26 protein-coding genes and 3 tRNA genes are annotated in these 23,781 nt (G+C 69.5%); 13 read left to right on the plus strand and 16 right to left on the minus strand.

Going from position 1 to position 23,781, the window contains the following annotated elements; translation table 11 throughout:
- Positions 1–102: 102 nt before the first annotated feature.
- Positions 103–453 (minus strand): metallopeptidase family protein, encoded by a 351-nt coding sequence (locus ACIBF7_RS00705; RefSeq protein WP_378525304.1) that lies wholly within the window; start codon positions 451–453, stop codon positions 103–105.
- Positions 454–486: 33 nt separating this feature from the next.
- Here ACIBF7_RS00705 and ACIBF7_RS00710 point away from each other — a divergent pair, with 33 nt between their 5' ends.
- From ACIBF7_RS00710 to ACIBF7_RS00725, 4 genes are all read left to right on the plus strand, one after another.
- Positions 487–2,046 carry a metallophosphoesterase gene (locus ACIBF7_RS00710; protein ID WP_148035281.1) on the plus strand — a complete coding sequence of 520 codons (1,560 nt, stop codon included), beginning with the start codon at positions 487–489 and terminating at the stop codon, positions 2,044–2,046.
- Positions 2,047–2,119 (plus strand) — tRNA-Glu (locus ACIBF7_RS00715).
- Between the two features lie 87 nt (positions 2,120–2,206).
- A tRNA-Asp gene (locus tag ACIBF7_RS00720) sits at positions 2,207–2,281 on the plus strand.
- Between the two features lie 5 nt (positions 2,282–2,286).
- A tRNA-Phe gene (locus ACIBF7_RS00725) sits at positions 2,287–2,360 on the plus strand.
- A 732-nt stretch (positions 2,361–3,092) separates the two neighbouring features.
- Here ACIBF7_RS00725 and ACIBF7_RS00730 read toward each other — a convergent pair.
- The 3 genes from ACIBF7_RS00730 to ACIBF7_RS00740 all read right to left on the minus strand — a co-directional run bounded on the left by ACIBF7_RS00730 (position 3,093) and on the right by ACIBF7_RS00740 (position 5,893).
- On the minus strand, positions 3,093–3,398 hold the full coding sequence (locus ACIBF7_RS00730) for a tyrosine-type recombinase/integrase (RefSeq protein ID WP_397196701.1): 306 nt from the start codon (positions 3,396–3,398) through the stop codon (positions 3,093–3,095).
- 351 nt (positions 3,399–3,749) lie between these two features.
- Positions 3,750–5,135, minus strand: coding sequence for an amidohydrolase family protein (locus ACIBF7_RS00735; RefSeq protein WP_397196024.1), 1,386 nt, complete (start codon positions 5,133–5,135; stop codon positions 3,750–3,752).
- On the minus strand, positions 5,132–5,893 hold the full coding sequence (locus tag ACIBF7_RS00740; protein WP_397196026.1) for an Atu4866 domain-containing protein: 762 nt from the start codon (positions 5,891–5,893) through the stop codon (positions 5,132–5,134). Before ACIBF7_RS00740 ends, ACIBF7_RS00735 begins: the two co-directional genes overlap by 4 nt.
- A 102-nt stretch (positions 5,894–5,995) precedes the next feature.
- Between ACIBF7_RS00740 and ACIBF7_RS00745 the strand changes: the two genes are divergently transcribed.
- On the plus strand, positions 5,996–6,850 hold the full coding sequence (locus ACIBF7_RS00745) for a helix-turn-helix transcriptional regulator (protein ID WP_219543009.1): 855 nt from the start codon (positions 5,996–5,998) through the stop codon (positions 6,848–6,850).
- Positions 6,847–7,317, plus strand: coding sequence for an Atu4866 domain-containing protein (locus ACIBF7_RS00750; protein WP_261808934.1), 471 nt, complete (start codon positions 6,847–6,849; stop codon positions 7,315–7,317). Before ACIBF7_RS00745 ends, ACIBF7_RS00750 begins: the two co-directional genes overlap by 4 nt.
- A gap of 130 nt (positions 7,318–7,447) precedes the next feature.
- Here the strand turns inward: ACIBF7_RS00750 and ACIBF7_RS00755 are convergent, their stop codons facing one another.
- Positions 7,448–8,689: a trypsin-like serine protease gene (locus tag ACIBF7_RS00755; RefSeq protein WP_397196027.1), complete on the minus strand. Its 1,242-nt coding sequence runs from the start codon at positions 8,687–8,689 to the stop codon at positions 7,448–7,450.
- A gap of 380 nt (positions 8,690–9,069) precedes the next feature.
- Positions 9,070–9,777: an alpha/beta fold hydrolase gene (locus tag ACIBF7_RS00760; protein ID WP_397196028.1), complete on the minus strand. Its 708-nt coding sequence runs from the start codon at positions 9,775–9,777 to the stop codon at positions 9,070–9,072.
- A gap of 80 nt (positions 9,778–9,857) precedes the next feature.
- On the opposite strand from ACIBF7_RS00760, the gene ACIBF7_RS00765 reads away from it, so the two are divergent.
- The 3 genes from ACIBF7_RS00765 to ACIBF7_RS00775 all read left to right on the plus strand — a co-directional run bounded on the left by ACIBF7_RS00765 (position 9,858) and on the right by ACIBF7_RS00775 (position 12,916).
- On the plus strand, positions 9,858–10,829 hold the full coding sequence (locus ACIBF7_RS00765; RefSeq protein WP_397196029.1) for a helix-turn-helix transcriptional regulator: 972 nt from the start codon (positions 9,858–9,860) through the stop codon (positions 10,827–10,829).
- Positions 10,830–11,184: 355 nt separating this feature from the next.
- Positions 11,185–11,994: an alpha/beta fold hydrolase gene (locus tag ACIBF7_RS00770; protein WP_397196030.1), complete on the plus strand. Its 810-nt coding sequence runs from the start codon at positions 11,185–11,187 to the stop codon at positions 11,992–11,994.
- A 37-nt stretch (positions 11,995–12,031) separates the two neighbouring features.
- Positions 12,032–12,916, plus strand: coding sequence for a helix-turn-helix domain-containing protein (locus tag ACIBF7_RS00775; RefSeq protein WP_397196032.1), 885 nt, complete (start codon positions 12,032–12,034; stop codon positions 12,914–12,916).
- Between the two features lie 149 nt (positions 12,917–13,065).
- Here ACIBF7_RS00775 and ACIBF7_RS00780 read toward each other — a convergent pair whose 3' ends face one another.
- On the minus strand, positions 13,066–13,611 hold the full coding sequence (locus ACIBF7_RS00780; protein WP_397196033.1) for an AAA family ATPase: 546 nt from the start codon (positions 13,609–13,611) through the stop codon (positions 13,066–13,068).
- A 641-nt stretch (positions 13,612–14,252) separates the two neighbouring features.
- Between ACIBF7_RS00780 and ACIBF7_RS00785 the strand changes: the two genes are divergently transcribed.
- Positions 14,253–14,558: a hypothetical protein gene (locus ACIBF7_RS00785; protein ID WP_397196034.1), complete on the plus strand. Its 306-nt coding sequence runs from the start codon at positions 14,253–14,255 to the stop codon at positions 14,556–14,558.
- 156 nt (positions 14,559–14,714) lie between these two features.
- Complete coding sequence (locus ACIBF7_RS00790) at positions 14,715–14,924, plus strand: hypothetical protein (protein WP_219543003.1); 210 nt, start codon at positions 14,715–14,717, stop codon at positions 14,922–14,924.
- Between the two features lie 54 nt (positions 14,925–14,978).
- On the opposite strand, the gene ACIBF7_RS00795 is transcribed toward ACIBF7_RS00790, so the two are convergent.
- On the minus strand, positions 14,979–15,638 hold the full coding sequence (locus ACIBF7_RS00795) for a response regulator transcription factor (RefSeq protein WP_271277394.1): 660 nt from the start codon (positions 15,636–15,638) through the stop codon (positions 14,979–14,981).
- The gene (locus ACIBF7_RS00800) at positions 15,635–16,798 is read right to left on the minus strand and encodes a sensor histidine kinase (protein WP_397196036.1); all 1,164 of its coding nucleotides are present in this window, start codon (positions 16,796–16,798) and stop codon (positions 15,635–15,637) included. Before ACIBF7_RS00800 ends, ACIBF7_RS00795 begins: the two co-directional genes overlap by 4 nt.
- Before the next feature lie 157 nt (positions 16,799–16,955).
- Here ACIBF7_RS00800 and ACIBF7_RS00805 point away from each other — a divergent pair, with 157 nt between their 5' ends.
- Positions 16,956–17,591 (plus strand): hypothetical protein, encoded by a 636-nt coding sequence (locus ACIBF7_RS00805; RefSeq protein WP_397196037.1) that lies wholly within the window; start codon positions 16,956–16,958, stop codon positions 17,589–17,591.
- A 14-nt stretch (positions 17,592–17,605) separates the two neighbouring features.
- On the opposite strand, the gene ACIBF7_RS00810 is transcribed toward ACIBF7_RS00805, so the two are convergent.
- Entirely contained in the window at positions 17,606–18,139 is a 534-nt protein-coding gene (locus tag ACIBF7_RS00810; protein ID WP_397196039.1) for a GNAT family N-acetyltransferase, read from the minus strand.
- A 54-nt stretch (positions 18,140–18,193) separates the two neighbouring features.
- Complete coding sequence (locus ACIBF7_RS00815) at positions 18,194–18,622, minus strand: DUF6223 family protein (RefSeq protein ID WP_397196040.1); 429 nt, start codon at positions 18,620–18,622, stop codon at positions 18,194–18,196.
- Positions 18,623–18,797: 175 nt separating this feature from the next.
- On the opposite strand from ACIBF7_RS00815, the gene ACIBF7_RS00820 reads away from it, so the two are divergent.
- Complete coding sequence (locus tag ACIBF7_RS00820) at positions 18,798–20,006, plus strand: RNA polymerase sigma factor (RefSeq protein WP_397196042.1); 1,209 nt, start codon at positions 18,798–18,800, stop codon at positions 20,004–20,006.
- 15 nt (positions 20,007–20,021) lie between these two features.
- On the opposite strand, the gene ACIBF7_RS00825 is transcribed toward ACIBF7_RS00820, so the two are convergent.
- From ACIBF7_RS00825 to ACIBF7_RS00845, 5 genes are all read right to left on the minus strand, one after another.
- Positions 20,022–20,387: a YciI family protein gene (locus tag ACIBF7_RS00825; protein ID WP_148035311.1), complete on the minus strand. Its 366-nt coding sequence runs from the start codon at positions 20,385–20,387 to the stop codon at positions 20,022–20,024.
- 108 nt (positions 20,388–20,495) lie between these two features.
- Positions 20,496–20,915, minus strand: a complete 420-nt coding sequence (locus ACIBF7_RS00830) for a S26 family signal peptidase (RefSeq protein WP_222709224.1) — start codon at positions 20,913–20,915, stop codon at positions 20,496–20,498.
- Between the two features lie 110 nt (positions 20,916–21,025).
- Positions 21,026–21,232 (minus strand): hypothetical protein, encoded by a 207-nt coding sequence (locus ACIBF7_RS00835; RefSeq protein ID WP_148035312.1) that lies wholly within the window; start codon positions 21,230–21,232, stop codon positions 21,026–21,028.
- Between the two features lie 104 nt (positions 21,233–21,336).
- The gene (locus ACIBF7_RS00840; RefSeq protein WP_308248738.1) at positions 21,337–23,139 is read right to left on the minus strand and encodes an ABC transporter ATP-binding protein; all 1,803 of its coding nucleotides are present in this window, start codon (positions 23,137–23,139) and stop codon (positions 21,337–21,339) included.
- Positions 23,136–23,687: a redoxin domain-containing protein gene (locus ACIBF7_RS00845; RefSeq protein WP_187281486.1), complete on the minus strand. Its 552-nt coding sequence runs from the start codon at positions 23,685–23,687 to the stop codon at positions 23,136–23,138. The genes ACIBF7_RS00840 and ACIBF7_RS00845 overlap by 4 nt, the downstream gene beginning before the upstream one ends.
- Positions 23,688–23,781: the final 94 nt, after the last annotated feature.

The raw sequence follows: 23,781 nt of genomic DNA on the forward strand, positions 1-23,781 counted from the left end.
ACTGGACTCCGCTGTGCCTGACTCACAGTGTTGAATATGTCACCTAAGGTGCCCGATCAATCGGCAACGTGCAACCCAAAGCAGCGCGTCCTGTGCAAAGAGTTACCAGCCCAGCTCGTGCAGGCGGGCGTCGTCGATGCCGAAGTGGTGGCCGATCTCGTGAACCACCGTGATCCGTACTTCCTCGATCACTTGCTCTTCGGTGTCACAGATCTGACAGATCGGATTGCGGTAGATCTCGATCCGGTCGGGCAAAACGGCTGAGTACCAGTCGCCGCGCTCGGTGAGAGGAATGCCGGTGTACAGGCCTAGCAGGTGGGGTTCCGGTGGATCGTCGACGACGGTCACGACGACGTTGCTCATGACCCGGGTCAGGTCGGGCGGGATCGTGTCCAGCGCCTCGGACACGAGCTCATCGAACTTCTCCGGCGAAACCTCGATCACAATTGTCATTCTGCCTCTCGGCTCGGGTATCCAAGAAAGCGTATGAACTTCTCGGACGTGCTCAAAAAGGTCATCCAGTCGAGAGTGACCAAGGCTGCGGCGGTGCTCCTGGTGGCCGCGGCCGGCGCCTGGCTGGGCATTTTCCTGAGCGGCACCGTACGCGCGCAGATCGGCCCGGTCGAGACCGGCATGACCGTCCGGCCGTCGTGGACCGGCGAGACGATCGTGGACGCCAGCCCGCTGGGCACGCTCACGTTCCGCAGCCACGACGCGCCCCTCACGCTCCGCATCACCCTGGAGAACATCGACCAGGAGCGCGCCCGCCTCCTCCTGGAGGACCCCAGGCTGACCGACCGGCTGCCCGGCATCATCGAGCGCGACCTGATGGACGGCGTGGGCGAGCTCGCGATCCGCTCACTGCTGTGCGCGGGCGCCGGCGCGCTGCTCGCGGTCCTGATGGTGTTCAGACGCCCGCTGGTGGCCCTGGCGGGCCTGATCGCGGCGTCGGTGGCCCTGGCCGGCACGGGGATGTTCGCGGTCCGTACATTCCAGCCGAGCTCGCTCGTCGAGCCCCGCTACTCCGGCCTGATCGCCGCCGCGCCCTCCCTGGTGGGCAGCGCGGAGGCCATCGTGACCAGGTTCGAGTCGTACCGCGCGCAGCTCACCAAGCTTGTGACGAATGTCTCAAAGTTGTACGAAGCCGTCTCGACCCTTCCTCTGTACGACGCCGACGACCGGTCCATCCGGGTCCTGCACGTCTCCGACATCCACATCAACCCGATCGCCTGGAACGTGATCCGCTCCCTGAAGGACCAGTTCTCCGTCGACCTGATCATCGACACCGGCGACATCTCCGACCACGGCACGCAGGCGGAGAACAAGTTCGTCGAGGAGATCGGCACCCTGGGCGTCCCCTACGTGTTCGTCCGCGGCAACCACGACTCCAAGGCCACCCAGCGCGCGGTCGCGAAACAGAAGAACGCCATCGTCCTCGACGACAAGATGCGCAACGTGGAGGGCCTGGACATCTACGGCCTCGGCGACCCCCGCTTCACCCCCGACAAGACCACCGCGGTCAACCCGGACCCCGCTTCGATGGAACAGTTCGGCCGCGACCACCGGGCCGCCGTCGAGGACGCCGACCTCGTGGCCGTGCACGACGACATCGTCGCCCGCGGCTTCTCCGGCACCACCCCGCTCGTCCTGTCCGGCCATGCCCACGTCCGCAAGACCACCATGCTGCCCACCGGCACCCGCGTCATCGTCCAAGGCTCCACGGGCGGCGCCGGCCTGCGCGCACTCGAACACGAGGAACCCACCCCCGTCCAGGCCTCCGTCCTGTACTTCGACAAGGAGACGAAACGCCTGCAGGCCTGGGACGACATCACCCTCGGCGGCCTCGGCGAGCAATCGGTGTACGTCCAACGTCACGTGGAACCCGACCCGGCACGTACAATCTCCCCAGAGCCAACGAGCGCCCCGTCGCCATCGGGAACGGTCAACGGCCCGACCACGCCGGCCAACGGAATGCCGCTTTGGCATGAGGGGCGATCGTCCCCTATGCTTCAGAGGTCTCCGACGGAAGGCGACAGGGAATCCTGAGCCCCCATCGTCTAGCGGCCTAGGACACCGCCCTTTCAAGGCGGCGGCACGGGTTCGAATCCCGTTGGGGGCACTGCGAGCGCGAAGCGCACCGCGAAACGGATGGTCTGAGGCCACCGGGGAGCTGGTAAGCTAAGCGAGCGCAAAACGAACGAAGCAAGGTCCTGTAGAGCAGTTTGGAGTGCTCGCCACCCTGTCAAGGTGGAGGTCGCGGGTTCAAGTCCCGTCAGGACCGCTCTAGGTCAGGTAGCTCAGTTGGTACGAGCGTCCGCCTGAAAAGCGGAAGGTCGGCGGTTCGACCCCGCCCCTGACCACCTCATCTGACCAGCAAGAATGCCCCGTAGCGATCATCGCTTCGGGGCGTTTCTGTGTCTGCTGACGGCAACCCTGACGGCAACGTCCTCCACCTACAGCCTCGCGAGCAGTTGAGAGATTCCATAGAGTTCGCGCGGCCCGTGGGAGATATGGGCATAATGTGATCTATGGGAGGTCGCGCGCGCCGCCGGAACCGGCGGTCCACACAACCGCGGCCTGTCGATGCCCTCATACCGGGCCTGGCCGCGATGGGCGCCGCAGCCGCTGGCTTCGATGAAGTGCCGACGCCATCCCAGGTAGTGTTCATGCTCATCTCCGGCAGCATGACCAGCTGGATCGCCTGGCGCGGGGCGCGGTGGAGACACGGCGATAAATCGTCGTCCAAGCGTGGTGTTGCCCTAAAAAGTCCTAGCATCTTTGGTGGCTTGAGCGTGCCCGAAAACAGAGGATTGGTAATCCTGGCGGCCTGAGCCCCCAGGTCACAGACATAAGGGCCTCCCCAAGCGGGGAAGGCCCTTATCTCTTACTGGAGCGAATCTCCGAGCCGTCGGAGTGCTTTCCGTTTCTCGTCGAGAGAAGCGTGAGCATAGATCGTCATGGTGACCTCGACGTCCTGTGGCCGGCGATCTCCCGCACGATGTGCGGCGGGACGCCGAGGTCCAGGAGGAGGCTCACGCAGGTGTGCCTCATGTCGTGGAGGCGTTTCCCACCGAGGCCGGCGGCCTTGCGGACTACTCCCCAGCGTCGGCGGAAAGGTCGGGCTCCATCGGCGTTTCCCGCCGAGACGGGAAGACGAGCCCATGATCCTCCCAGCCAGGCCAGGCGTCTGACCGCTCGGCGAACTGCTGCCTACGGTGCTCCTTGAGAGCATCGACACCGATCTCGGGCAGCGGGATCGTGCGCTCGGAGTTCTCCGTCTTGGGACGGACGAACCGGAGCTCGCCATCGACGCGCTGGAGAGTCTGGACCACCTCCGAAGTGCCCGCGTCAAGGTCGACGTCCTCCCATCGAAGGCCGAGCAGTTCCCCGCGCCGCAGGCCGAGGCAGAGCGACCTTCAGCACGCGTCGCGCCTGCTCGGTCGTCAGACCATGGTTCACCTTGTACGTGGGCACGGAGACCGTGACGAGCTTCGCGACGTTCCGCGGAATGATCTCCTCACGTACGGCCCGTTCGAGTGCGTTCCGAAGGACCTCGTGGATGGACTGGATCATCCGTGTGGACAGATACGACCCCGCAGCATTTCGGAGCCTCAAGGGCGCAGCACGTGGGCCGCTCACGGGAGGCGTCCCATCCGTGCTTGCAGCACTGGCATTCCTTCCGGACGCGGTTGATGAAGACCCGAACGTCTCGCTACCCGTCGGCGGAATCAGGCCGGGCGCTCAGGGCATCAAGCGGCCTGCCGACCGGTGATGGCGTCGACCGAGTCGTGCACCTGGGTGCGCAGGTCGTCCACGTCGACGCCGACGAGGCGCCCGGCCCACTTGCGGACGCGACCGGCGACCCAGACCGAGGTGATGTTGCCACGGTCGGCACCGAGCACGAGAGTCCCGACCGGGTCGTGCAGCGGCATGGTGTTGAGGTCCTCCGCGTCGACGACGATGAGATCCGCCTGTTTGCCGGGTGTGATGGACCCGGTGGTGTCGTCGAGCCGGAGCGTTCGGGCGCCGGACAGCGTCGCGAAGTCCAGGACGTCGCGTGTCGTGATGCGTACGGGCTCGTTGTCGGTGCCGTAGGCGGCGTGGACGGCGCGCATGCGTTGGACGGCGAGCAGGGTGCGCATCTGCGTGAACATGTCCGACGCGAGCGCGACCTCGACATCCACCGACAGACCGGGCCGGATGCCGTGTTCGAGCGCCTCGTCGACCGGTGGGACGGCGTCTTCGAGGCCGATCTGCATGTCGGAGGTCGGCGCGAGCGACACGGTGACGCCCGTGTCGCGCATCGCGGACCACGCGTCGCCGGACAGGGCCGTCGAGTGGATCGACTCGATGTGCGGTCCGAGCAGTCCTTCTCGCTCCCACCGCACGATCGCCTCGGACGCCGCCGCCCCGAACATGACGTCGAGGCTCACTCCGATGTCGAGGTCAGCCGAGACCCGGGCCAGGTCGTGGCCGTAGGCGAGGCGTGCCCCGGCGATATCAGGGGTGGCGAGAGCGGCGAGTCTCAGCGTGACCAGCTGGTCGTCGGTGGAGAAGTAGGTCGTCCGAAGTCGTGCCAGGTCGTGCGGCCACTGCTGGTCCCAGTCGCCGAAATGCGGGCTCATCGACGCGTGTACGCCGCGGATGCCGGATTCGAGCAACGCGGTGATCGCGGCGTCGGAGTGCGCGCCGGTTCGGGAGTTGTGGGAGAAGTCGAGCATCGTGGTGATCCCGCAGTCCAGCGCCGTGAGCGCCGCCAGGCGGGTTCCGACGTACATGTCGTGCGGCTGGTACAGCGGCGCGACCTGCATGAGCGTGGATTGGAGATAGCCCGCGAGGTCGTTGACGTCGGGGATGGTGCGCCGCATCTGGGCCTGCCAGGAGTGCCGGTGCGTGTCGACGAACCCGGGTGCGACGATGGAACCCGACACGTCGATGACGATCGCGTTCGCCGCCGTCAGGCCGCGGCCGACCTCCGCGATCCGATCGCCGCGCAGGAGCACGTCGGCGTCTTCGAGCGTCCCCAGTGCGGGGTCCACGGTCACCACGGTACCGCCGGTGAGCAGGACCAGACGGTCCGGATCACGCTCGGCGGTGGTGAGCGTTTCGAGGGTGGGCAGGAGGTTCTCTGTCATCGGACGTCCTTACGGCGCATCGTGTAGCCGGCGTGGTGCAGGGTGTCCCCGTCGAATTGGCCGAAGGCCCAGAATCCGAGGTCATCGAGATAGTCGATGCGCTCGCCGTCGATCCAGTAGCGGCCTTGGTACGCGTGCGCGCGTCCGCCGCGGGTCTCGTCGTAGCGGCCGTCGGCGGTCAGCTCCTGGTGCAGGAAGTCCTCGGTGTCGATCCAGACGCCGACCCGGTCCGGGTCGACGCGGCCCGCGACGCCTCCGTCGGCGTCCGTCGTCGCGGGGTGCCGCGACGACGGGGCGAGCACGGTCCCGCCCCATGCGATCGGCACGCCGTCACGCAGGACCGCGCGCAGCCGCCCCGGATCGGTCAGCGAGGTACGCAGCGCCGTGGGCAGGTCCGGCGCGTCGGCGTCGTCCAGGACGGCGAGGTGCGCCGGGACACCCGGGGTGAGCGTGCCCGAACCCGCTGTGCCCGGACCCTCCGTGTGCGGGGCGTGCGCGAGCATGGCGCTGATGTCCAGGACGGCGGGGATGATCGTGGTACCCGTGGCACGGATCACCACGGCGTCGTCGTCTTCGGCGGCGGTAATGATGCCCGGGCCGACGCCGACGACGAGTCCCGCGCCGATCAGCACGTCGGCGTGCTCCATGGTCCCGATGACCGGGTTGAGGGTGTGCACGGTGGCATCGGTCAGCAGCAGTGGACGAGCGGCGCCCGTGAGGACGGCGTCAAGGTCAGCGGGAGTGAAGATTTCGGTCATGCGTTTGATTGTTGACAGGGCCTGGTCAGGGGAGAAGGCCGTGTTCGTCCTGGGTGCACTGGGACCAGGCTCCCGGCCGCGGGGAAACATAGCCTGGTCGGCATGACAACCTCAAGACTGGGTGACTACCTACAGGCCCGGCGCGCGCAGGTGGCACCGCCCGATGTCGGTCTGCCCGAGGACGGGCGGCGGCGCGTCCCCGGCCTGCGCCGCGAAGAGGTCGCGATGCTGGCCCGCATCAGCGTGGACTACTACCTGCGGCTGGAGCAGGGGCGTGAGCGGCGGCCATCGCCGCAGGTCCTGGACGCACTGAGTGACGCTCTGCTGCTGGACGACGACGGCCGGCTGCACCTGTACCGGATCGGGGGCGTGATCCCGCCCCCACGCCGGCAGGGCAGCATCGAGCAGGCGGCCCCCCAGTTGCTGGCATTGGCCGAGCTGTGGGACCGCACGCCGGCCCTGCTCCTGGGACGGGCCTACGACGTCCTGGCCGCGAACACGTTGGGGCGCGCGGTCTTCGACCACCTCCAACCCGGCACGAACCTGCTGCTCACGATTTTCCTCGACCCGTCGGTTCGCTCGTTCTACATCGACTGGGAGAAGGCCGCGGCCAATGTGGTCGCGGGATTCCGTTTCCTCGAAGGCGCCTGGCCGCACGACCCGAGGATCCAGGAGGTGCTGCGGACTGCCATGGAGAACAGCCGCGAGTTCGCCGACCTCTGGCGGCGGCGGGACGCACGCGGCAAGAGTGACGCCGCGAAGGTCCTGCTTCATCCCGATGTCGGCGAGCTGACCCTGCAGCTACAGGCCTTCGACGTACGCTCCGCTCCAGGGCAGCAGTTGATCGTCTACCACGCTCAGGAGGGCACCCGGACCGCGAACGCGCTGCGTCTGCTCGGCTCGCTGACGGTGACTCGCTCCGGAGACCGGGACGATATGCGAGGGAGGACCTCGTGAAGACCCGCCTCGAAACCATGGTCGGCGGCATGGGCGTCGCCGTGTTCCTCGCCGGAGGTCTCGCCGCGTGCTCCGCGGGGCCGGACAGCGAAGGACTCGCAGGCCCTGACAACGCGGCGCAGCACGGCCGGCAGGAGACGCCGTCACCCGCCACGGCGACACCACGGACACGCCCGGACGAGAACGGAGAGGCGTCACCGCACCCGTACGTCGGAATGTGGGTGACGGCCGACGGGCACATCCGCCAGGAGCTGCTCGCGAACGGCCGCTACGACGAGGCCCGCGGAGAGCGGGAGAGCGCCTACACGGGTTCCTATGTGGTCTCCGGGACCCGGATCGAGTACGCCGACGACACCGGATTCAGCGCGGACGGGACGTTCGACGGAGACGTACTGCACCACGGGGGCTACCTCTTCTACCGAGAGGGCAGCGACGCGCACCGACGAGCCGAGGAGGAACAACGGTGACGAACGGGGCACGGGCGGCGTCGACGACGATCGGCACACCCGTCCTGCTCATCACCACACCCGACGGTTTTCAAAGAGCGTTCTTCGGTCCCGCCCGCGTACCCGTTCGGCCTCTCGTCAGGTCGAGACGTCAGCCGGTCATGATGGCGATTCCCGGGAATGCGGAGGTCGCGTTGCTCCACGGCGCGTAGTACAGCCGCCAGGAGCAGACCCGGCCGGTGACGACGTAGCCGGTGCAGGGCACCTGAGCACTGGTGTCGATGAGGGAGATGACCCCTACCGCGTACTGCTGGGTGATGCCGGACGGTTCCGGAGTCTCCACCGGGCCGCCGCTGTCGCCCTGGCCGGCCGCGTTCTTGTACGTCGGACTCTCGACGCGGACCAGGCCACGGAATGTGTCTCTGGGACCCAAGATCGTGACGTTGATCGCCTTCACCTGGCAGAGGCAGACGGTGCCCGAGTAGGCGCCGGAGGTGCAGAGCCACATGCCCACGTAGGAGGCCGAGGTGCCGACGACCGGGTTGCTGAACTCCTGGGGTGTGGCGGCGGGGTCGTTGTTGTAGACACGACCGGCGGTGTTCGCGCGGATCAGCATCACGTCGCGGCTGGTGTTGGCGTAGGCGATCGGGCCGATCACCTGGCCGGTCGGGTCGGTGGCCGTCTGCCCGACGCTGCCGCAGTGGGCCGCGGACAGCATCCAGCTCACCCCGCCGAGAGTGACGGCGAAGCCCGTCGAGCAGCCGAGCCCGGTGCCGGCGTTGCGCCAGGCCGCGCCGCCCAGCCAGGGTGCGTCGTCGTTCCAGCGGCTGGCCGGGGCCGGCGTGACGCCGGCCTCCACGGTGACCGGCACCGCCGAGCCGGCGACCTTCGAGCGGGTCAGGCCGTGGTCGGCGCCCGAGACCGTCAGGCCCGAGCCGTCGACGTTCGGCGCGATCGAGGTGATCGCGCCGCCGGAGGCGCGGATTAGGCGGTTCATCTCGCTCTCCAGTTCCCGGGCCGAGTAGGCCGCGGGCAGGACACTGACCGGGACGTCCCGGCGCAGTCGGCCGACCAGGTCGTCGATGCGCTCGGGGGTGTCTCCCTTCCAGTAGACGCGCAGTTCACGGTTCTCCGGCGCCGCGACGATGCCGGCGAACCCGGTGTCGCCCCGCGTCTTGACGGCGGCGGTGACGCGGTCGGCGGCCTTGACCAGCTTCTCCTGGGTGGCCACCAGATCCTTCCAGGAGGCGAAACCACCCGGGACCTCGGCGGTGTCGGCGGCGTCCTTGACGGCGGCGTGGGCTGCGGTGGCCTGGACGGCGCCTACTGCGACCATGGCGAAGGCGACTCCCAGCGCCACGGCCAGGCGTGCGGTGATTGGGGGGATTTTCACCGGAGGCTCCTCTGTGCTTACTTGAGGGGATGCCTCCGATATTTCATGTGTTTACGGGGCAATCAATATCTTGACATCGGTTTATAGAGTGGTAAATCAATATAGTCAGACAGCTTTGTGATCCCGAGGAGTTCCCCACGGCGCAGGCCGAGGCGGAGCGCGGTGTCGACGCTTGCGCTGCGTGGGGGGAAGAGCGGTTCCTGCTGGGTGCGGCGGTATCGGACGTTCGGACTGCGATGGCTACCACCGACGTGCGCGGAGGAGACGGCCCGCCGAACAACGCCGCACCCACGATCGTGGCAATCGCTGTGGGCTTTGTTCACTGAGGTTCGTCCGCGTCATCACGTAAGGGCTTCTCCCGAGGGTGAACGAGGAGATTGTCAGAGCAACGCGGCGAGGTCCGCCGGTCGCGTGAACATCGGCCAGTGGCCGGTCGGCAGCTCGACGAAGGTCCATTGGGGTGTGCCGAGCTCGGCGAAAGCCAGATTCCCCGAGGCGATCAGCTCGCGAATCACCGCCACCGGCATCGTCGAGGCGACCATGGTCTTCGGCGTCGCCGGGATCCGCCCCGGCCGCTGAACCGACTGGGTGACCGCGCCCCACGGCTCCGCCGTCGCCTTCGCGCTGATCTGCGCCCAATACTCCCGGGTCAGTCCGGCGAACATCCCCTCTCCCTCTTCGAAGGCGGGCGGGTCGAGCGCACAGCCGTCCCCGACCTGAGCGCGCCAGGCCTTCTGCGTGGCCTCGTCATTGAAGTCGATCACCGCCACACCGGACGGCAGCGGCGCGGTGTCGACATAGACCACCCGGCTGAGCCGCTCGGGATGCCGGTCGGCGACCGCGGTCACCGGGACATTCGCCCCGCTGTGCCCGACCAGGACCACCTCCTCCCATCCGTCCATCGCCGCGAGGATGTCCAGGACATGGGTCTCCACGCCGACCTCCGGCGACAGCTCCCCGGCCCGCTCCGCCAACCCCGTCAGGGTGACCGCCCGCACCTGGTGTCCCGCGGCGCGCAGCTCTTGCGCCACCTCGTCCCAGGCCCAGGCGCCGAGCCAGAAGCCGGGAACCAGCACGTAGTTCGCCATCTCATCGTCCTTCCAGTGAGCCGACGTCGCTACGCTAAAGCTGATAGCGGACAGAAACCGCCCGGATTAAGAGGTGACCTGTGTCATACCCGGCGACCCGGATGCTGGCGATGCTCGAACTGCTCCAGGCACACCACGAGCTGGGCGGCCGCGACCTGGCGCAGCGCCTCGGTGTGGACGAGCGGACCGTCCGGCGCTACGCCGCCCGGCTCGCCGAACTGGGCATCCCGGTCACCGCCGAGCGCGGCCGCTACGGCGGCTACCACCTGATGCCCGGCTACAAGCTGCCCCCGCTGATGCTCACCGACGACGAGGCCACCGCCGTGGTTCTCGGCCTGCTCGCCGGACGCCGCCTCGGCCTCGCCGCCGAGGCCACCGAGGCCGCCCTGGCCAAGATCCGGCGGGTGCTGCCGATCACGCTACGGGAACAGGTCGGCGCGCTGGAGGAGACCTTGGGCTTCACCCTCGCCGAACGTGCGGCGCCGGCACCCGCGAGCCGGGCCGTGCTGACCCTGGCCGCCGCGATCCGCGACCGCCGCCGGGTCACCCTGCGCTACCGCTCCTGGAAGGGCGACCAGACCGAACGCGAACTGGACGGCCACGGCCTGGTCTTCCACTCCGGCCGCTGGTACGTGACCGGTCACGACCACCGGTCCGGCGAGACCCGCACCTTTCGGCTCGACCGGATCTCCACCGTCGTGCCGGGGGCTGCCTCCTACGAGATTCCCGAGGAGTCCGACCCGGTGCGCCAGGTGACCGCGTCGCTGGCCCAGGTGCCGTACGCGCACGTCGTCGAGGTCGTCCTGCACGTTCCCCTCGCCGAGGCTGCCCGACGCGTCCCGCCGTCGGTGGCCACCCTCACCGAGGCCCCGGACGGAGTCCTCCTGCGGATGCGGGCCGAGTCCCTGGACGGCATGGCCGCCATGCTCGCCGGGCTCGGCTTCCGGTTCACGATCGTGTCGCCGAGGGAACTGCGGACCGCCGTCCAGCGCCTGGCCGAGCGCCTGCTGACCTTCGGCGCCGACGGCGACCGTCAGCCGACATGCCACTGAGGTGCGACCCGAGACGGAGCCGAGTCGCACGCGCTGAACTGCACCGACCACCGCAGTCATGACGAGCGGAACACAGCGATCGGCGCCTGCGTACGCTGGCACAACGCCCAAGCCCAGCCCAAGACGAACAGCCGCTCGCCGTGGCTGGTCATCCGGTGACCATGGCTGCGGTGACACAGCGCTGACAGCAACGTCCCCACACACCGACGCATCCGCGCCACCGTCCCCACGCGCCCTGCCCGCGGGCACGCAGTGCTGGTTGATCGATCGTGCCCCATGCTGGTCCGTCGGTCGTCGAGCCTGCGGGAACATTCGTCCAAGACTGATGGTCGAGCGTCCGTGCATAGTCCCATGCATGAGTAAGTACGAGTTCGAGCGCTCGCATCGGATGCACGTGGTCCACAACGGCCCGCGACAGGCGCCGCCACTGCTGCTCATCCACGGATCGGGGGCTTCGGGCGCCTCCTGGAGCCCGATGGTCCCGGAACTCGCCGGCCACCATCACCTCATCCGGGTCGACCTTCCAGGCTGCGGCCAGTCCCTGCCCGCGCCATCGTACGAGGTGCCCGACCAAGCAGTCCGGGTGGCGGCGGTGCTCGACGACCTCGGCCTTGGTCCCGTCGCCGCGGTGGGGCACTCCAGCGGCGGCTACGTCGCCACCGCGCTGGCAGAACAGCGCCCCGACCTGGTGAGGTCGCTCGTGCTGATCAGCACCGGCCCGAGTCCCGATGCGCTGCTTCCGCAGCCGTTCATCCTCCGGGTCCTGTTGGGCCCGCCTCTCGGTCCCTTGTTGTGGTCGAGGCGTTCGGACGCGATGATCCGCAGAGGGCTCAGCGCGACGGCCGCTCGCCCGGTGCAGATCCCGGACGACATGGTCGCCGAACTGCGAGGGATCTCCTACCGCGCGTTCAGGACGACGCTGCGCCGAAACAGCGCGTACATCGCCGAGCGAAGCGTGCCCGAGCGTCTGGCCGCCCTCCAGGTGCCGGTTATGGTGATCTTCGGCGCCGCCGACCCCCGCTGGGAGCCGTCGTCGGCACACCAGTACGACGCGGTGCCCAGCTCCCGGGTCGAACTGCTGCCCGGCGTCGGGCACCTACCGATGTTGGAAGCCCCCGAGACGACCAGCGAACTGCTGCTGGACTTCACGGGAACATACCACTGACACCAGGCCCGCGATCCCTGACGCCTAGAGTGGTCATGTGCTGTCGACAGGGGCACCACCCGACTGGGCGCAGGTGGAGGTCGCCGTCCCGCGCCCATCAGGTCGGCTGCCGGGGATCAGCATGGCCGGGTTCCATCACCGTTCCCCCGCACTCGTCGACATCGCCATGGTCGCGCACCCGTCTGTCACCTTGCTCGTCGATCTGAGCGACGGAGAAGGCATCGTCTACGACATCCACGGCCGACGCGAGCGCGGCAGTGTCGTCGTCGGGCTCCTCCCAGGCGATTTTCGAGCAACCGGCCGAGGAGTCGGACAGTGCCTCCAGATCCGGTTCGAGCCGGTGGCGGCGGCCGCGGTGTTCGGCGCATCGATCGAGCTCACCGGGACGCTGGTAGCCCTTGAGGATGTCTGGGGTCGCGACGCCGAGCAAGCCGAGGACAGGCTGCGCGCCGCTGCGTCATGGGACGAACGGTTCACGATCGTGGCGGATGTCCTCGGCCGGCGGCTGCGCGCCCGCCCGCCGGTTCATCCGGAAGTCGCCTACACCTGGCGGCGGACGCTCACCAGCCGGGGGCGGGTGCGAGTCGACGGCCTGGCGGACGAGGTCGGCTGGAGCCGCAAACGCCTGTGGTCCCGATTCCGGTCCCAGCTCGGCATCACCCCCAAACGCGCCGCCCAACTGGTGCGCTTCGACCACGCCGCCCACCTTCTCGCGGCGGGTAACGCCGCCGCCGGCGTCGCCGCCGAGAGCGGCTATGTCGACCAATCCCACCTCCACCGTGAGGTCAAGACGTTCGCCGGGCTCACGCCCACGGCGGTGGCCGCCGCGCCGTGGCTCGCGATCGACGACGTTGCGTGGCCGGCTTCATCGCCAAACCGGAGCCCTGCGAAGAATGGCCAACGCATCCCCGACCTTCGTTGAACAGCCTGCCTACGAAGATGCGGCTTCCACATGCTGCGTGGACGGCACGGTGGCGTCTTCCAGCTTGCCGAGAGCCTATTGGCTGAGGTGGAAGTTCGGCCTGGGACAAGCCGAGCTGGCAGGACAAACTGCGCAGGTCCGTGGGTCGGTCAAGATGCGGCTTCGAGCAGCTTCTTGACCGTCGCCACCCGGTCCGGCAGCGGGCCTGGAGCGATCGGCACGCACTCGTAGCCGAGTGAGGTGTAGGTGTCCTGGTGGATCTGCTCGAATCGCAGGGACTCCTCGAAGGTGATCGATCGCGCCTCGGTTGGTCTGACGAACCCGAGGCTCTGAACGAAGAACACCTTCTTGGCGTAGATCCGCTGAGCTTGGATGCGTTCCAATTCGCGGGACAGAGCCGGAGAGACAGGATGGCCGAGGTAAGTGGCCAGGGCGTAGGTGCAGACGGGCGATCGATCGTAGATCTGTACATCACCGGGAAGGGCCGCGGCCTGTTCCTGCCGGCGGCGCTGCAAGGCGGCGATCGCCCCCACGAAGGACGGCTTCGTCCATGGCTCAGGTTCACCCCGAGCCTGCTCCAGGGCGATGACGTCCGTCGCGGCCTCTTCGACGACGGTGCAGCCGTCACACTCCAGCCAACGCAGGATCGTCGTCTTCCCGGCTCCAGGGGTGCCGGTCAGGATGTAGCGCTTCATCGACCGCCTTCGTATGTCTCGGACATGGACGCGGCCCAGCCCGCTTTGTCAGATGGTGTGATCGGCGGTCATCCGGAGGAGGAGATCCCGAGTTCCGGCCCGCGACAGGAGCGAGGGCCTCAATGATCCGTGCATGAGGACAAGCCTCTGGACCCTCTTGGTCGCACTCTACGTGAAGATCGACCAGAAGATCGCAGGAAACCGGTCGGGTGGGTTGACCGCCACAGCTCAGCGACTCCCGACCGACTTCCGATACAGGCCCTGCCCGCCCTCCGCCTTCTTGACCTCGACGTCGCCTGATGTCCACATCCAGCGCCCGAAGGTTCTGGACGAGCTCTCCGAGATCAGCGGGCAGCACCATGAACCACCGAGCTTGAGGGCGTCCGCGCATCAGCTACCCGCCGTTCCACTTGCCCCGCATGACTTCCAACGGCGGATGAAACTTACATCATCGGGTGCGGAAACCGGCCCGTACGAACAATCGAAGACTGACTCCCCAGAGTGCCCTTGGCCATGCGTTTCACCGTGAGGATAACGGCCGCCGGATTCTTATTGACGAAGTGGCCGATACCGCCGCTAGATCGATATGCGCTAAATCTGTTTTGATCGATATCAAATGCCCGTCCCTCGTAAGGAGAAGCATGCAGAAAGTCAGTTGGCTCCGCCGGCTCGGTCTCGTCTCAGCGGTGGTGGCGGTCGGCCTGGCGACCGCGCCCATGGCCGCGCACGCCGATGGCTATGACACTCCCCGCAGCGCCACTGCTCGGGGGGCGGGCAACACCTACGCGGCCGGGTTAGCGGCGGCCGAACAGCGGGCTCGACAAGACGTCCTCGCGGTCGGCCACGACTGCACTCCTGGGACCTATAGCACGCTGTTGATCTATTCCTCTCCAGGTGGCGGCACATGGGTCTTCGAGTCCACCCATGACGCGATGTGCGTCGACTGATCACGTTGCCGCGGATCGGCGGTTCGGCCCCGCCCCTGACCACCTCATCTGAACAGCAAGAATGCCCCGTAGCGATTGTCGCTCCGGGGCGTTTGCGTTGTGTTGACGGCAACAGGTGGTGGCATGTGCATCTGTGCGGCTGCCAGAATTCCCGGTGTGAGCCGGACCGATAACACCATGCCGCTACGCATTCAGGAGCAGGACGGCCGCCGCTTCAGGCATGACGTCGGCGGGTCCTATGAGGGCATCGGGAAAGACGCGAACATCGCTGAGCGGAAGGCCCGGCAGCGCGTGCGGCTGACCCTGCTACGGGGTGAGGAGCCGGAGCCGACCAGGCACCGCCGAAATGAGAAGTGGCAGTACTGAAAAGCGCTCCAGGAGTGCTTTCGCAGCGAGGTCCGATCACCGGCAGCGGGCTGATCAGCCGCCCTCGCCGGGGCGGACCAACCCGGACTCGTAGCCGAGGACCACGGCGTGCACCCGGTCGCGCAGGCCGAGTTTGGCGAGTATGCGGGTGATATGGGTCCGGACGGTCGTGGCGGAGATCACCAGCCGGTCGGCGACCTCCTGGTTGTCCAGGCCCCGAGCCATCAGCGTGAACACCTCGAGCTCGCGCGCCGTCAGCCGGGAGAACGCGGCCGGCGGGCGGCCCGGAGGCGGGGTGGCGAGGAACCGTTCGATGAGCCTGCGGGTGATGGCCGGCGCGAGCAGCGCCTCGTCACGGACGACGGTCCGGCAGGCATGGACGAGGTCGGGAGGGTCCACGTCCTTGAGGAGGAACCCGCTGGCGCCGGCGCGCAGCGCGTCGTGGACGAGGGCGTCGTCGTCGAAGGTGGTGAGTATCAGGACCTTGGCCGTGGCGCCGGCCCTCGCCAGCTCACGTGTCGCGCCGATCCCGTCGAGCACGGGCATCCGGATGTCCATGAGCACGAGGTCCGGTCGGAGCTCGCGGGCGGCGGCGACCGCCTGCCGGCCGTCGGCGGCCTCGCCCACGACTTCGAGATCTTCCTCGGTCTCCAGGATGAGCCGGAACCCGGCGCGTACGAGTGACTGGTCGTCGGCCAGCAGGATCCGGATCACGCCACGCTCACGGCCCGCACCAGGGGCAGCCGCGCGTGGACGCGGAAGCCTCCGCCCGGCCGGGGCCCGGCCTCGAGGTCGCCCCCGCACAGCCGGGCCCGCTCCGCCATCCCGATCAGGCCGTAGCCGGCCCGCTCGGGTGTCCCTGGCCGGGTGGCGCCGTCGTCCTCGATCGTGAGACGCACGGCATGCTCGTCCACGACCACGAGGGTACGGGTGGGTGCGCCCGGGGCGTGGCGCATGACGTTCGTGAGGGACTCCTGGACGATGCGGTAGGCGGCCAGGTCGACCGCCGGCGGCAGCCCGCCGACCGGACCCGTGACCGTCAGCTCGACCGGCACGCCGGCGGCGCGCATGTCGTCGGCGAGGTCGCCGAGCCGGGCCAGGGAAGGACGCGGCCCGGCCGCGGGCACGCCGTCGAGGCCCAGCAGGAACCGCAGCTCGGAGAGCGCGGACTTCGCGGTGGCGCGCACCGAGGCGACCACGGAGCGGGCCTTGGCCGGATCGGACTCCACGATGCGCTCGACCGCGCCGAGCTGGACCACCACGACGCTGACCGTGTGGGCGAGCACGTCGTGCATCTCCCGGGCGATGCGGGAACGTTCCGCGTCCCTCGCCTCACGGGCCCGTTCCTCCCGCTCGTGCTCCAGTTCGCGGGCCAGGCGTCGCAGCTCGGTGATGCGCAGCTGCCGGTCCCGGATGGTGCGGCCCGCGAGCCAGGGCGCGAGCGTGATCAGCCCGGTGAACGCGAAGTCGGCCACCGTCTGTGACGCGGCGAACGGGATCGCGCCCCACACCAGGGCCAGGGCCGCGACCAGGCCGGCGAGCGCCTGGCGGAGCGGGGCGTGGGCGGCGACCGAGTAGACGGTGATGACGAGCGCGATCACCGCCGCGTACCCCTGGCTCGTGACGTCCGCGCCCAGGCCTTCCGCGACGAAGAGGGCCGACCACCCGATCAGGACGGCCGGCAGGGGCCGTCGCCGCCGCCACGCGACGGGCGCCGTCATGGCGACCGAGAAGATCAGCGCCGTCGCGCCGCCGTCCCCGGCCATCACCTGCCCGGCGCCGAGCGCGACGAGGACGGCGGCCACCGTGAAGTCGACGAGCCGCGGCCGGGCCCGCAGCCACCGCGCCAGGGCGCCGGCGCCGTCGTCGGTCATGGCACGAACCATAGCGGCGCGCTGCCCGTGCGGCATCGCCCCGGGGAGGTAGGCGCGTACGAGCGGGCTCGTACGCGGTTCGGCGTGACCTCCGACGATTCCGGCGCCGGTCGTCCCTAGCGTCGGCGGCACCACCACTGCTCCCCCGGAGGTCCACATGTCACGCCGAAGCACCGCCGTCGCACTGCTCACCGCCGCCGTCGCCGGCCTGGCCGGCACGATCCTCCTGCCGTCGTCCGCCGACGCCGCCGGCCAGCTCGCCCTGATCGAGGCTCGGCCCGCCCTCTGGATGGGTGCGAACGTGCTGCTCGTCGTCTCGTTCCTGTGCTTCGCCGGTGCCCTGCTCGGGCTCACCGGGCTCTTCCGCGCCCAGGGTTCGCGGCTCGGCGTCACGGGGGCGGTCCTCGCGGCGCTGGGGTGGGCGCTCCACATCGGTCCCGTCGCGTACGTGATGGCCCAGTACCCGCTCGCCCACCACACGGACCGGGCGGGTGCGGCCGAGATCGCCGGGGCGATGTTCGCGGCGCCGCCCTTCGCCGTGCTCATCGTCCCGGTGCTGCTGACGACCGTCGTGGGCACTCTCACCCTCGCCGTCGCCTTCTGGCGGACGCGGCTGGCACCGCGGTGGGCGGCGGTGACGCTGGTGGTGGCGCTGGCAGCCGACTTCGCGGCGCCGGACGCCGTGTCCGGGATCATGATGTTCGCTCTGATGGGTGTCGCGCTGGCCCCGTTGGCCGCACGGCTGTTCGTGCTGGAGACGACCGACGGGGCTCCTGTGGCCGCGCGGGCGTGACGTACCGGCCCCGCTCAACCGGACCACACGCCGAACCACTGCTCGGCGTCGAACTCCTCGAACCGTGCCACCTCGGTGAACCCCAGCTTCGCCGCGAGGCGCATCGAACGGTCGTTGGCGGTCTGGGTGGTGAGCACCACCGGCTCGCGGGGAAGCGCGCCGGCGACCCAGTCGAGTGCCGCCGCGCACGCCTCGGCGGCGTATCCGAATCCCCACGCCTCCGGCAGGAACATGTAGCCGAGCTCGACCTCACCGCCGTCCGGGCGGAGGCGACCCGGACGATCGGCCTCGCGCCGCTTGATGTCGACGACGCCGATCATCGACCCGTCGAGATCGACCGCGAACAGGCCGGGGCGGCGCCGGGGCACGGCAGGCAACGCGCGCTCGAACTCGTCACGCGGTCGAGGGCCGCCGAGGTAGGCGCCCACCTCGGGCGAGGTGAACAGCTCGATGATCGCTGTACGGTCGCGGGCCTCGGGCTCACGGAGGACGAGCCGCTCGGTCCTGATGGGGGCGGGCGGCCAGGCGACGGGTCCGGGGTCGGTCATGCGGCCAATGTAATGGCGATCTCCGTGGCGGCGCGGTCATGGGCGGTCGGCCGTTCACTTGCCGGCAGAAGCCCGCGGAGACGCGGGGTGTGTCTCAACGCGGCGGGAGCGGGCCAGGGCCAGCCCGCCGAGGGCCGCGCCGGCCAGCCCCAGCGCCAGGGCCATGGCCGCCCCGAACACTCCGTTGCCGGTGCCGAGACCGCCGTCGGCGACGGCCAGTTTCACCGCGCCGTTGAGCCCGCCGACGAGCCCCATCACCAGGGCCGCGATGGCTCTCCTCCTCCCGCCGCTGCCGGCCCGGCGGACGGAGCGCCACGCCAGCCAGCCGATGACCACGCCGCCCACCGCCACCAGTGCGGCCACGCTGGCCCAGACGCGTTCAGGGGTCCCGAGGAACGTGTCGACACCTTGACCCGCGCATTCTGTCGGTGTCGTGCACACGGGCGAGGCCACCTGTGCGGCGAGGTCGAATAGGACGGACATGAGGCGCTCCTCCGCTTCCCGCGACTGGACGCCAAGAACTATGTCCGCTGCACCCGCCGCCGGTCATCCTACTGATGGAGACATCTCTCCCTACCGCGGACGCCGCACGAACCGCGAATCTACCGCGTCCGCGGTAGGTGATCGCGCCGTCCTGCGAGGACTGCAGACTGGTGCGGTGAGTGACGTGGCGGAACTGCTGGACCGGATCTGGCGGACGGACGCGGCCGGCATGCTCGGCGCGCTCAGCCGGCGGCTCGGCGACTTCGACCGGGCCGAGGAGGGGTTGTCGGACGCGCTGGCCGAGGCGCTCAGGCGCTGGCCCGACGAGGGCGTGCCGGACAGCCCCACCGGCTGGCTGGTCACCACGGGCTGGCGCAGGGCGCTGGACAGGCTGCGCCGAGACGCCGTCGGCCGGGAGAAGATGGCGCGGCTGGCGGCGGAAGCGCCGCCTGAACCGGGTGTGGACGATCGGCTGGCCATGGTGTTCGCGTGTTGCCACCCGGACCTCCCCGAGCCGGCCCGGGTCGCGCTGACGCTGTACGCCGCCGGTGGCCTGAGTACGGCCGAGATCGCGGCCGCGTTCCTGGTGCCGCTGCCGACGATGGCGCAGCGGCTCTCCCGGGCCAAGCGTCTGCTGCGGAAGCGGGGCATCCGGTTCGAGGTGCCCCAGCCGCATGAGTACGTCGACCGGCTGCCGACCGTGCTCGCGGTGATCTATCTCGTGTTCAACGAGGGCTATCTGTCCAGTGGCCGGTCCGCCCAGCGGCGCGAGCTGGCCCGCGAGGGGGTCGAGCTGGCGCGCCAGCTCGCCGGGCTGCTGCCCCGTGAGCCGGAGGCCGCGGGTCTGGCGGCGTTGCTGGAGCTGCACCAAGCCCGCGTCGACGCGCGGTTCGACTCGCGGGGCCGCATCGTGCTGCTCGGCCGGCAGGACCGGCGACTGTGGGACAGGGCGGCGATCGGACGGGCGGCGCTGCGGCTGCGGGCGGCGGTGCGCCAGGGCCGGCCCGGGCCGTACCAGGTGCAGGCGGGCATCGCCGCGCTCCACGCCCTGGCCGTCTCGTACGAGGCCACCGACTGGGCCGGCGTGCGGGGGTTGTACGACCGGCTGTACGCGTTGGACCCGTCGCCGGTGGTGCTGCTGAACCGGGCGGTGGCAACGCGGTTCGCGGTGGGCCCGGCTCCGGCGCTGGACGAGGTCGACGCGCTCGGGGCCCGGCTCGCCGGCTATCACCTGTGGCACGCCGCCCGGGCCGACCTGCTGGCCGCGCTCGACCGTACGGCCGAGGCGCTGACGGCGGCGGAGCGGGCTCTGGAGCTGGCGACCAACCCGGCAGAACGGGAGCTGATGTCGCGTCGAGTGGGTGAGCTGAGGCGCCGGCTGTGAGACCGGCGCCCAGCGTCAGAGCTGTTCGCGGCTCATCACGGGACGGACCTCCAGCGCGCTCATCCCGGCCGTGAGCGGCCAGGTGGCCGCGATCCGCGCGGCCTCGTCGATGTCGTCGCACTCCAGCATGACGACCGCGCCGATGACCTCCTTGAGTTCCAGGTACGGTCCGTCGCTGATCATCGGCTGACCGGTCCCGTCGGCGCGCACGGTCTTCGCCGTCTCCCGGGGCTGCAGCTCGGCGCCGCCGTCAGCGATCTTGCCGGTCGGCTGCCACCGCTCGTACCAGTCGTAGACCTGCTTCATCGCGTCCTGCTCCTCGGCCGGGGACAGCCCGCTCCACTCGCGGTCGTCGCCGAAGATCAGCATCGCGTACTTCATCGTCACTCCTCGTGGTCGACAGAACTGCGTCGTCCGGGTGACGAACGGGCGGCACCGATCCTCGACAGGTTCCGCGAGAATTCTCGCCGCAGAATCGGCGTCAGGGGTTCAGGTGCCGATGGCGCGTACGACGACGCCGACGAGCTGCTCCTGGGTGACCAGGCCGTAGTCCCGCGAGTCGCGGCTGGCGTCGGGGTTGTCGCCCAGGATCGCCATCCGGCCCGGTGGGATGCGTTCGTGCGCGGGCGACGGTACGTGATCCGGTACGGGGTCCCCCGGTACGGCGGCCAGCCGTTTGATCACGTACCCCGCGGGGTGGCGCGGGTCCGCCATCCGGGCGTCCGGCACGACCACCACGATGTCGCCCACGCTCAGGCGTGACAGGGGCGTGCGGCGTACGAGGAGACGATCGCCGGGGCGCAAGGTGGGCGCCATGCTGAAGCCCGCGACCGTGGCCAGCACGAACCTGCGCCGCAGCACCGCGGCGAAGGCCGCCACGCCGGCACCGGCCAGGAGCACTGCGATCACGACCTGCACGGAAGGCGCCTCACTCGTCGGCGGAACTGCGGGGTAGGGGGACACTGACGCGGAAGCGGCCACCGGCTCCGTGCCGGCGGCCACTCGCGCCTACGTGTCGGCTAGCAGCTGTACTTGGCCCCTCTCACGTTGCAGGGGCCGCAGGTCGTCTGGCTGCTGTCGCAACCGCGGTCGCACCACCGGGAAATGGAATAGACGCCGCTGCAGTAGCAGAATTCCTTCCAGGTCGTGCAGGCGGCTTGAGCGGTGACCTTGGGCACGAAAGCCGACAACATACGGTCGCCGAGGGTGTTGAAGAGTCGCAGCATGCTCTACTCCCTTGTGAGGTTCACGGGCCGTTTCCTTGACGCCGGTAGGCGTCGCCCGATCTTGACCCGTTTCGACCTACAGTAAAGATCCATTCAGGTCCGGGTCAATCCCGATATCCGGCGGCTTGGAGGGAGAACAGCTCGGCGTAGAGCCCTCCTGCCTCGACCAGTTCGTCGTGCCGCCCGGCTTGCGCCACGGTGCCGCCGTCGAGCACCAGGATCAGGTCCGCGTCCCGGATCGTGCCGAGCCGGTGCGACACCAGCAGGCTGGTGCCGCCGTCGCGCAGCCGCCGGAAGCCCTGGTGGATCTCGTGTTCGGCCTCGGCGTCGAGGCGGGCGCTCGGCTCGTCGAGGATGAGCAGGTCACGGCCGCCGCGCAGGAAGCTGCGGGCGATGGCGACCCGTTGCCACTGCCCGCCGGAGAGCGTGGTGCCCGGGGTCGTCCCGTTGAGCTCGTCGCCGGCGAAGTAGATGCGGCTGAGCAGCGTGTCGTACCCGTGCGGGAGCCCGCTGAGGATGTCGTGCACCCCCGCGTCCCGCGCGGCGGCCTCGATGCGTGGGCGGTCCGTCAGGGCCTCCGCGTCACCGATGCCGATGTTCTCGGCGGCCGACAGCTCGTAGGAGACGAAGTCCTGGAAGACGCCCGCGATCCGGGCGCGCAGCTGCGCCGGGTCGAGGTCGCGCAGGTTGACGCCGTCCCAGAGGATCTCGCCGCGGTCCGGATCGTAGAAGCGGCACAGGAGCTTGATGATCGTGCTCTTGCCTGCGCCGTTGTATCCGGCGAGGGCCACCGCCCGGCCCTTCGGGATCGTCACGGTGACGCCGCGCAGCACCCACGGGAGGTCCTCCCGGTAGCGGAACCAGACGTCACGCAGCTCGATGCCGTGCCGCAACGGTTCCACCGGACGGGGGCGGGCCGGCACCGGCAGGTCCTGCTCCGCTTCCACGACGGCGAGGTAGTGACCGAACATCAGCAGCTGGGTGTGCGCTCCGGCCAGGTCGCGCACGACGCCGAGCAGCGCCGCCTGCACCGCGGCCACCGCGGCGACCAGCATGGCCACGTCACCGACGGTGACCGTTCCGGCGGCCGCGGCGTTGACCACCCAGACCAGGCAGCCGCCCGCCACCCCGGTCGAGAGCATGGTGAGCAGCGCTTCCGTGCTCAGGGCCCGCCGGTCCATGGCCCGCTCCACCCGGTTCGCGGTACGGCGTTCGCCGAGCATCCGTCCCCGGAGGAAGGAGCCGACGCCGAACAGCCGCACCTCGGTGGCCGCCTCGACGTCGGACAGCAGCTGGCCGTAGAACAGCTCGCGCCGTTCGTGCGGCCCCACGGTGTTCATGGTCTCGGCCCGCCGGCGGGCGAGCGCGAACTCGGCGCCGACCGCGGGGAGCGCGCCGACCAGGACGACGACCGCCAGAACGGGGCTGACCGTGACCAATGAGACGACGAACCCGGCGGTCACCAGGACCTGCTGGAGCAGGTTCAGGCTCACGGCCACGATCTCGGCCGGTCCTGAGCCGCCGGCGTGACGGGCGAAGCGCAACCGGTCCGCGAACTGCGGGTCCTCGAACCGTCCCAGACCGACCAGCCGGTTGACCGCCGCGTAGAGCTGGTCGAGGGCGGCGAGTGCGACGATCCGTCCCTGTTCGGCCCGCAGGTAGCGCAGCACCTGCGCAAGCAGGGCCGTCAGGATGCCCGCGGCGACCAGGCCGGCGATCGGCCCCGTCAGGTCCGCGGGCCCGCCCGGGGCGCTCAGCTGGTCGAAGACGATCTTCGTCAGCCAGGCGACGGCGACCGGCGCCCCCGCGCCCAGCACCGTGAGCACGAGCTGGGCGATGGTCGTACGCGCCGCGAACCGCCAGGCCAGCCGCCAGGCGGCGAGAGCAACCCGCCTACCGGTCGTCACAGGGCCACGGAGTCGGGAAGGACGTCGACCTTGAAACCGGTCACCTGGAGGACGCCGTCCTGGCCCATGAGGCAGAAGGCCGGGTATCCGCGCAGGCCGAACGCCGCGGCCATGGCGCCGTCGACGTCCCCTTCGATGACGATCTGCGCGATCCCGCCCAGTTCCTCGCGCAGTCCGCCGAGCTCCTCGGGCGAGCCGAGGAGCACCGCGATCACCTGGTCGCGTCCGCCCGGCAGGCCGGACGCGTACCGGATGAAGGCGGGTTTCTGCTCCTCGCAGGTCGGGCAGCGCGGCGAGAAGAAGGCCACGAGCATCCCCGGTCGCAGATCGTCCCGGGTCACCGTCCGGTCGTCGCCCGTGACGGCGCTGAACTCGCCGACGCGGGCGCCGGCGGGCAGGGTGATCTCTTCCTGTCCGGGGGGATGCCCGCCCCCTCGGTTGATCAGCTCGGTGTGCTCGCGCAGGCGCCGGATCACCGCGACGGTGAGCACCAGGTTGAGCAGGCAGATGATGAAGACGATCGCTAACGCGGCCCACAAGACTGACACGGCGTAATCCTCCGAGTTGATCGTTTTCGGAGCGGCCAGGATAGTACAGGTCTAGTCAGGCGAAGCGGTCCATGATTATCGACAGGGCATTCTC

The sequence above is a fragment of the Nonomuraea sp. NPDC050478 genome (assembly GCF_044458265.1).
Classification (GTDB): domain Bacteria; phylum Actinomycetota; class Actinomycetes; order Streptosporangiales; family Streptosporangiaceae; genus Nonomuraea; species Nonomuraea ferruginea.

What these genes read in the sequence shown, in the direction of transcription:
- ACIBF7_RS00705 (WP_378525304.1), bottom strand. Translation starts at nt 453, where the DNA reads ATGACAATTGTGATCGAGGTTTCGCCGGAGAAGTTCGATGAGCTCGTG.
- ACIBF7_RS00770 (WP_397196030.1), top strand. Translation starts at nt 11,185, where the DNA reads ATGAGTAAGTACGAGTTCGAGCGCTCGCATCGGATGCACGTGGTCCAC.
- ACIBF7_RS00780 (WP_397196033.1), bottom strand. Translation starts at nt 13,611, where the DNA reads ATGAAGCGCTACATCCTGACCGGCACCCCTGGAGCCGGGAAGACGACG.
- ACIBF7_RS00745 (WP_219543009.1), top strand. Translation starts at nt 5,996, where the DNA reads ATGACAACCTCAAGACTGGGTGACTACCTACAGGCCCGGCGCGCGCAG.
- ACIBF7_RS00735 (WP_397196024.1), bottom strand. Translation starts at nt 5,135, where the DNA reads ATGACAGAGAACCTCCTGCCCACCCTCGAAACGCTCACCACCGCCGAG.
- ACIBF7_RS00785 (WP_397196034.1), top strand. Translation starts at nt 14,253, where the DNA reads ATGCAGAAAGTCAGTTGGCTCCGCCGGCTCGGTCTCGTCTCAGCGGTG.
- ACIBF7_RS00710 (WP_148035281.1), top strand. Translation starts at nt 487, where the DNA reads ATGAACTTCTCGGACGTGCTCAAAAAGGTCATCCAGTCGAGAGTGACC.
- ACIBF7_RS00740 (WP_397196026.1), bottom strand. Translation starts at nt 5,893, where the DNA reads ATGACCGAAATCTTCACTCCCGCTGACCTTGACGCCGTCCTCACGGGC.
- ACIBF7_RS00835 (WP_148035312.1), bottom strand. Translation starts at nt 21,232, where the DNA reads ATGCTGCGACTCTTCAACACCCTCGGCGACCGTATGTTGTCGGCTTTC.
- ACIBF7_RS00800 (WP_397196036.1), bottom strand. Translation starts at nt 16,798, where the DNA reads ATGACCGACGACGGCGCCGGCGCCCTGGCGCGGTGGCTGCGGGCCCGG.
- ACIBF7_RS00815 (WP_397196040.1), bottom strand. Translation starts at nt 18,622, where the DNA reads ATGTCCGTCCTATTCGACCTCGCCGCACAGGTGGCCTCGCCCGTGTGC.
- ACIBF7_RS00810 (WP_397196039.1), bottom strand. Translation starts at nt 18,139, where the DNA reads ATGACCGACCCCGGACCCGTCGCCTGGCCGCCCGCCCCCATCAGGACC.
- ACIBF7_RS00825 (WP_148035311.1), bottom strand. Translation starts at nt 20,387, where the DNA reads ATGAAGTACGCGATGCTGATCTTCGGCGACGACCGCGAGTGGAGCGGG.
- ACIBF7_RS00805 (WP_397196037.1), top strand. Translation starts at nt 16,956, where the DNA reads ATGTCACGCCGAAGCACCGCCGTCGCACTGCTCACCGCCGCCGTCGCC.
- ACIBF7_RS00760 (WP_397196028.1), bottom strand. Translation starts at nt 9,777, where the DNA reads ATGGCGAACTACGTGCTGGTTCCCGGCTTCTGGCTCGGCGCCTGGGCC.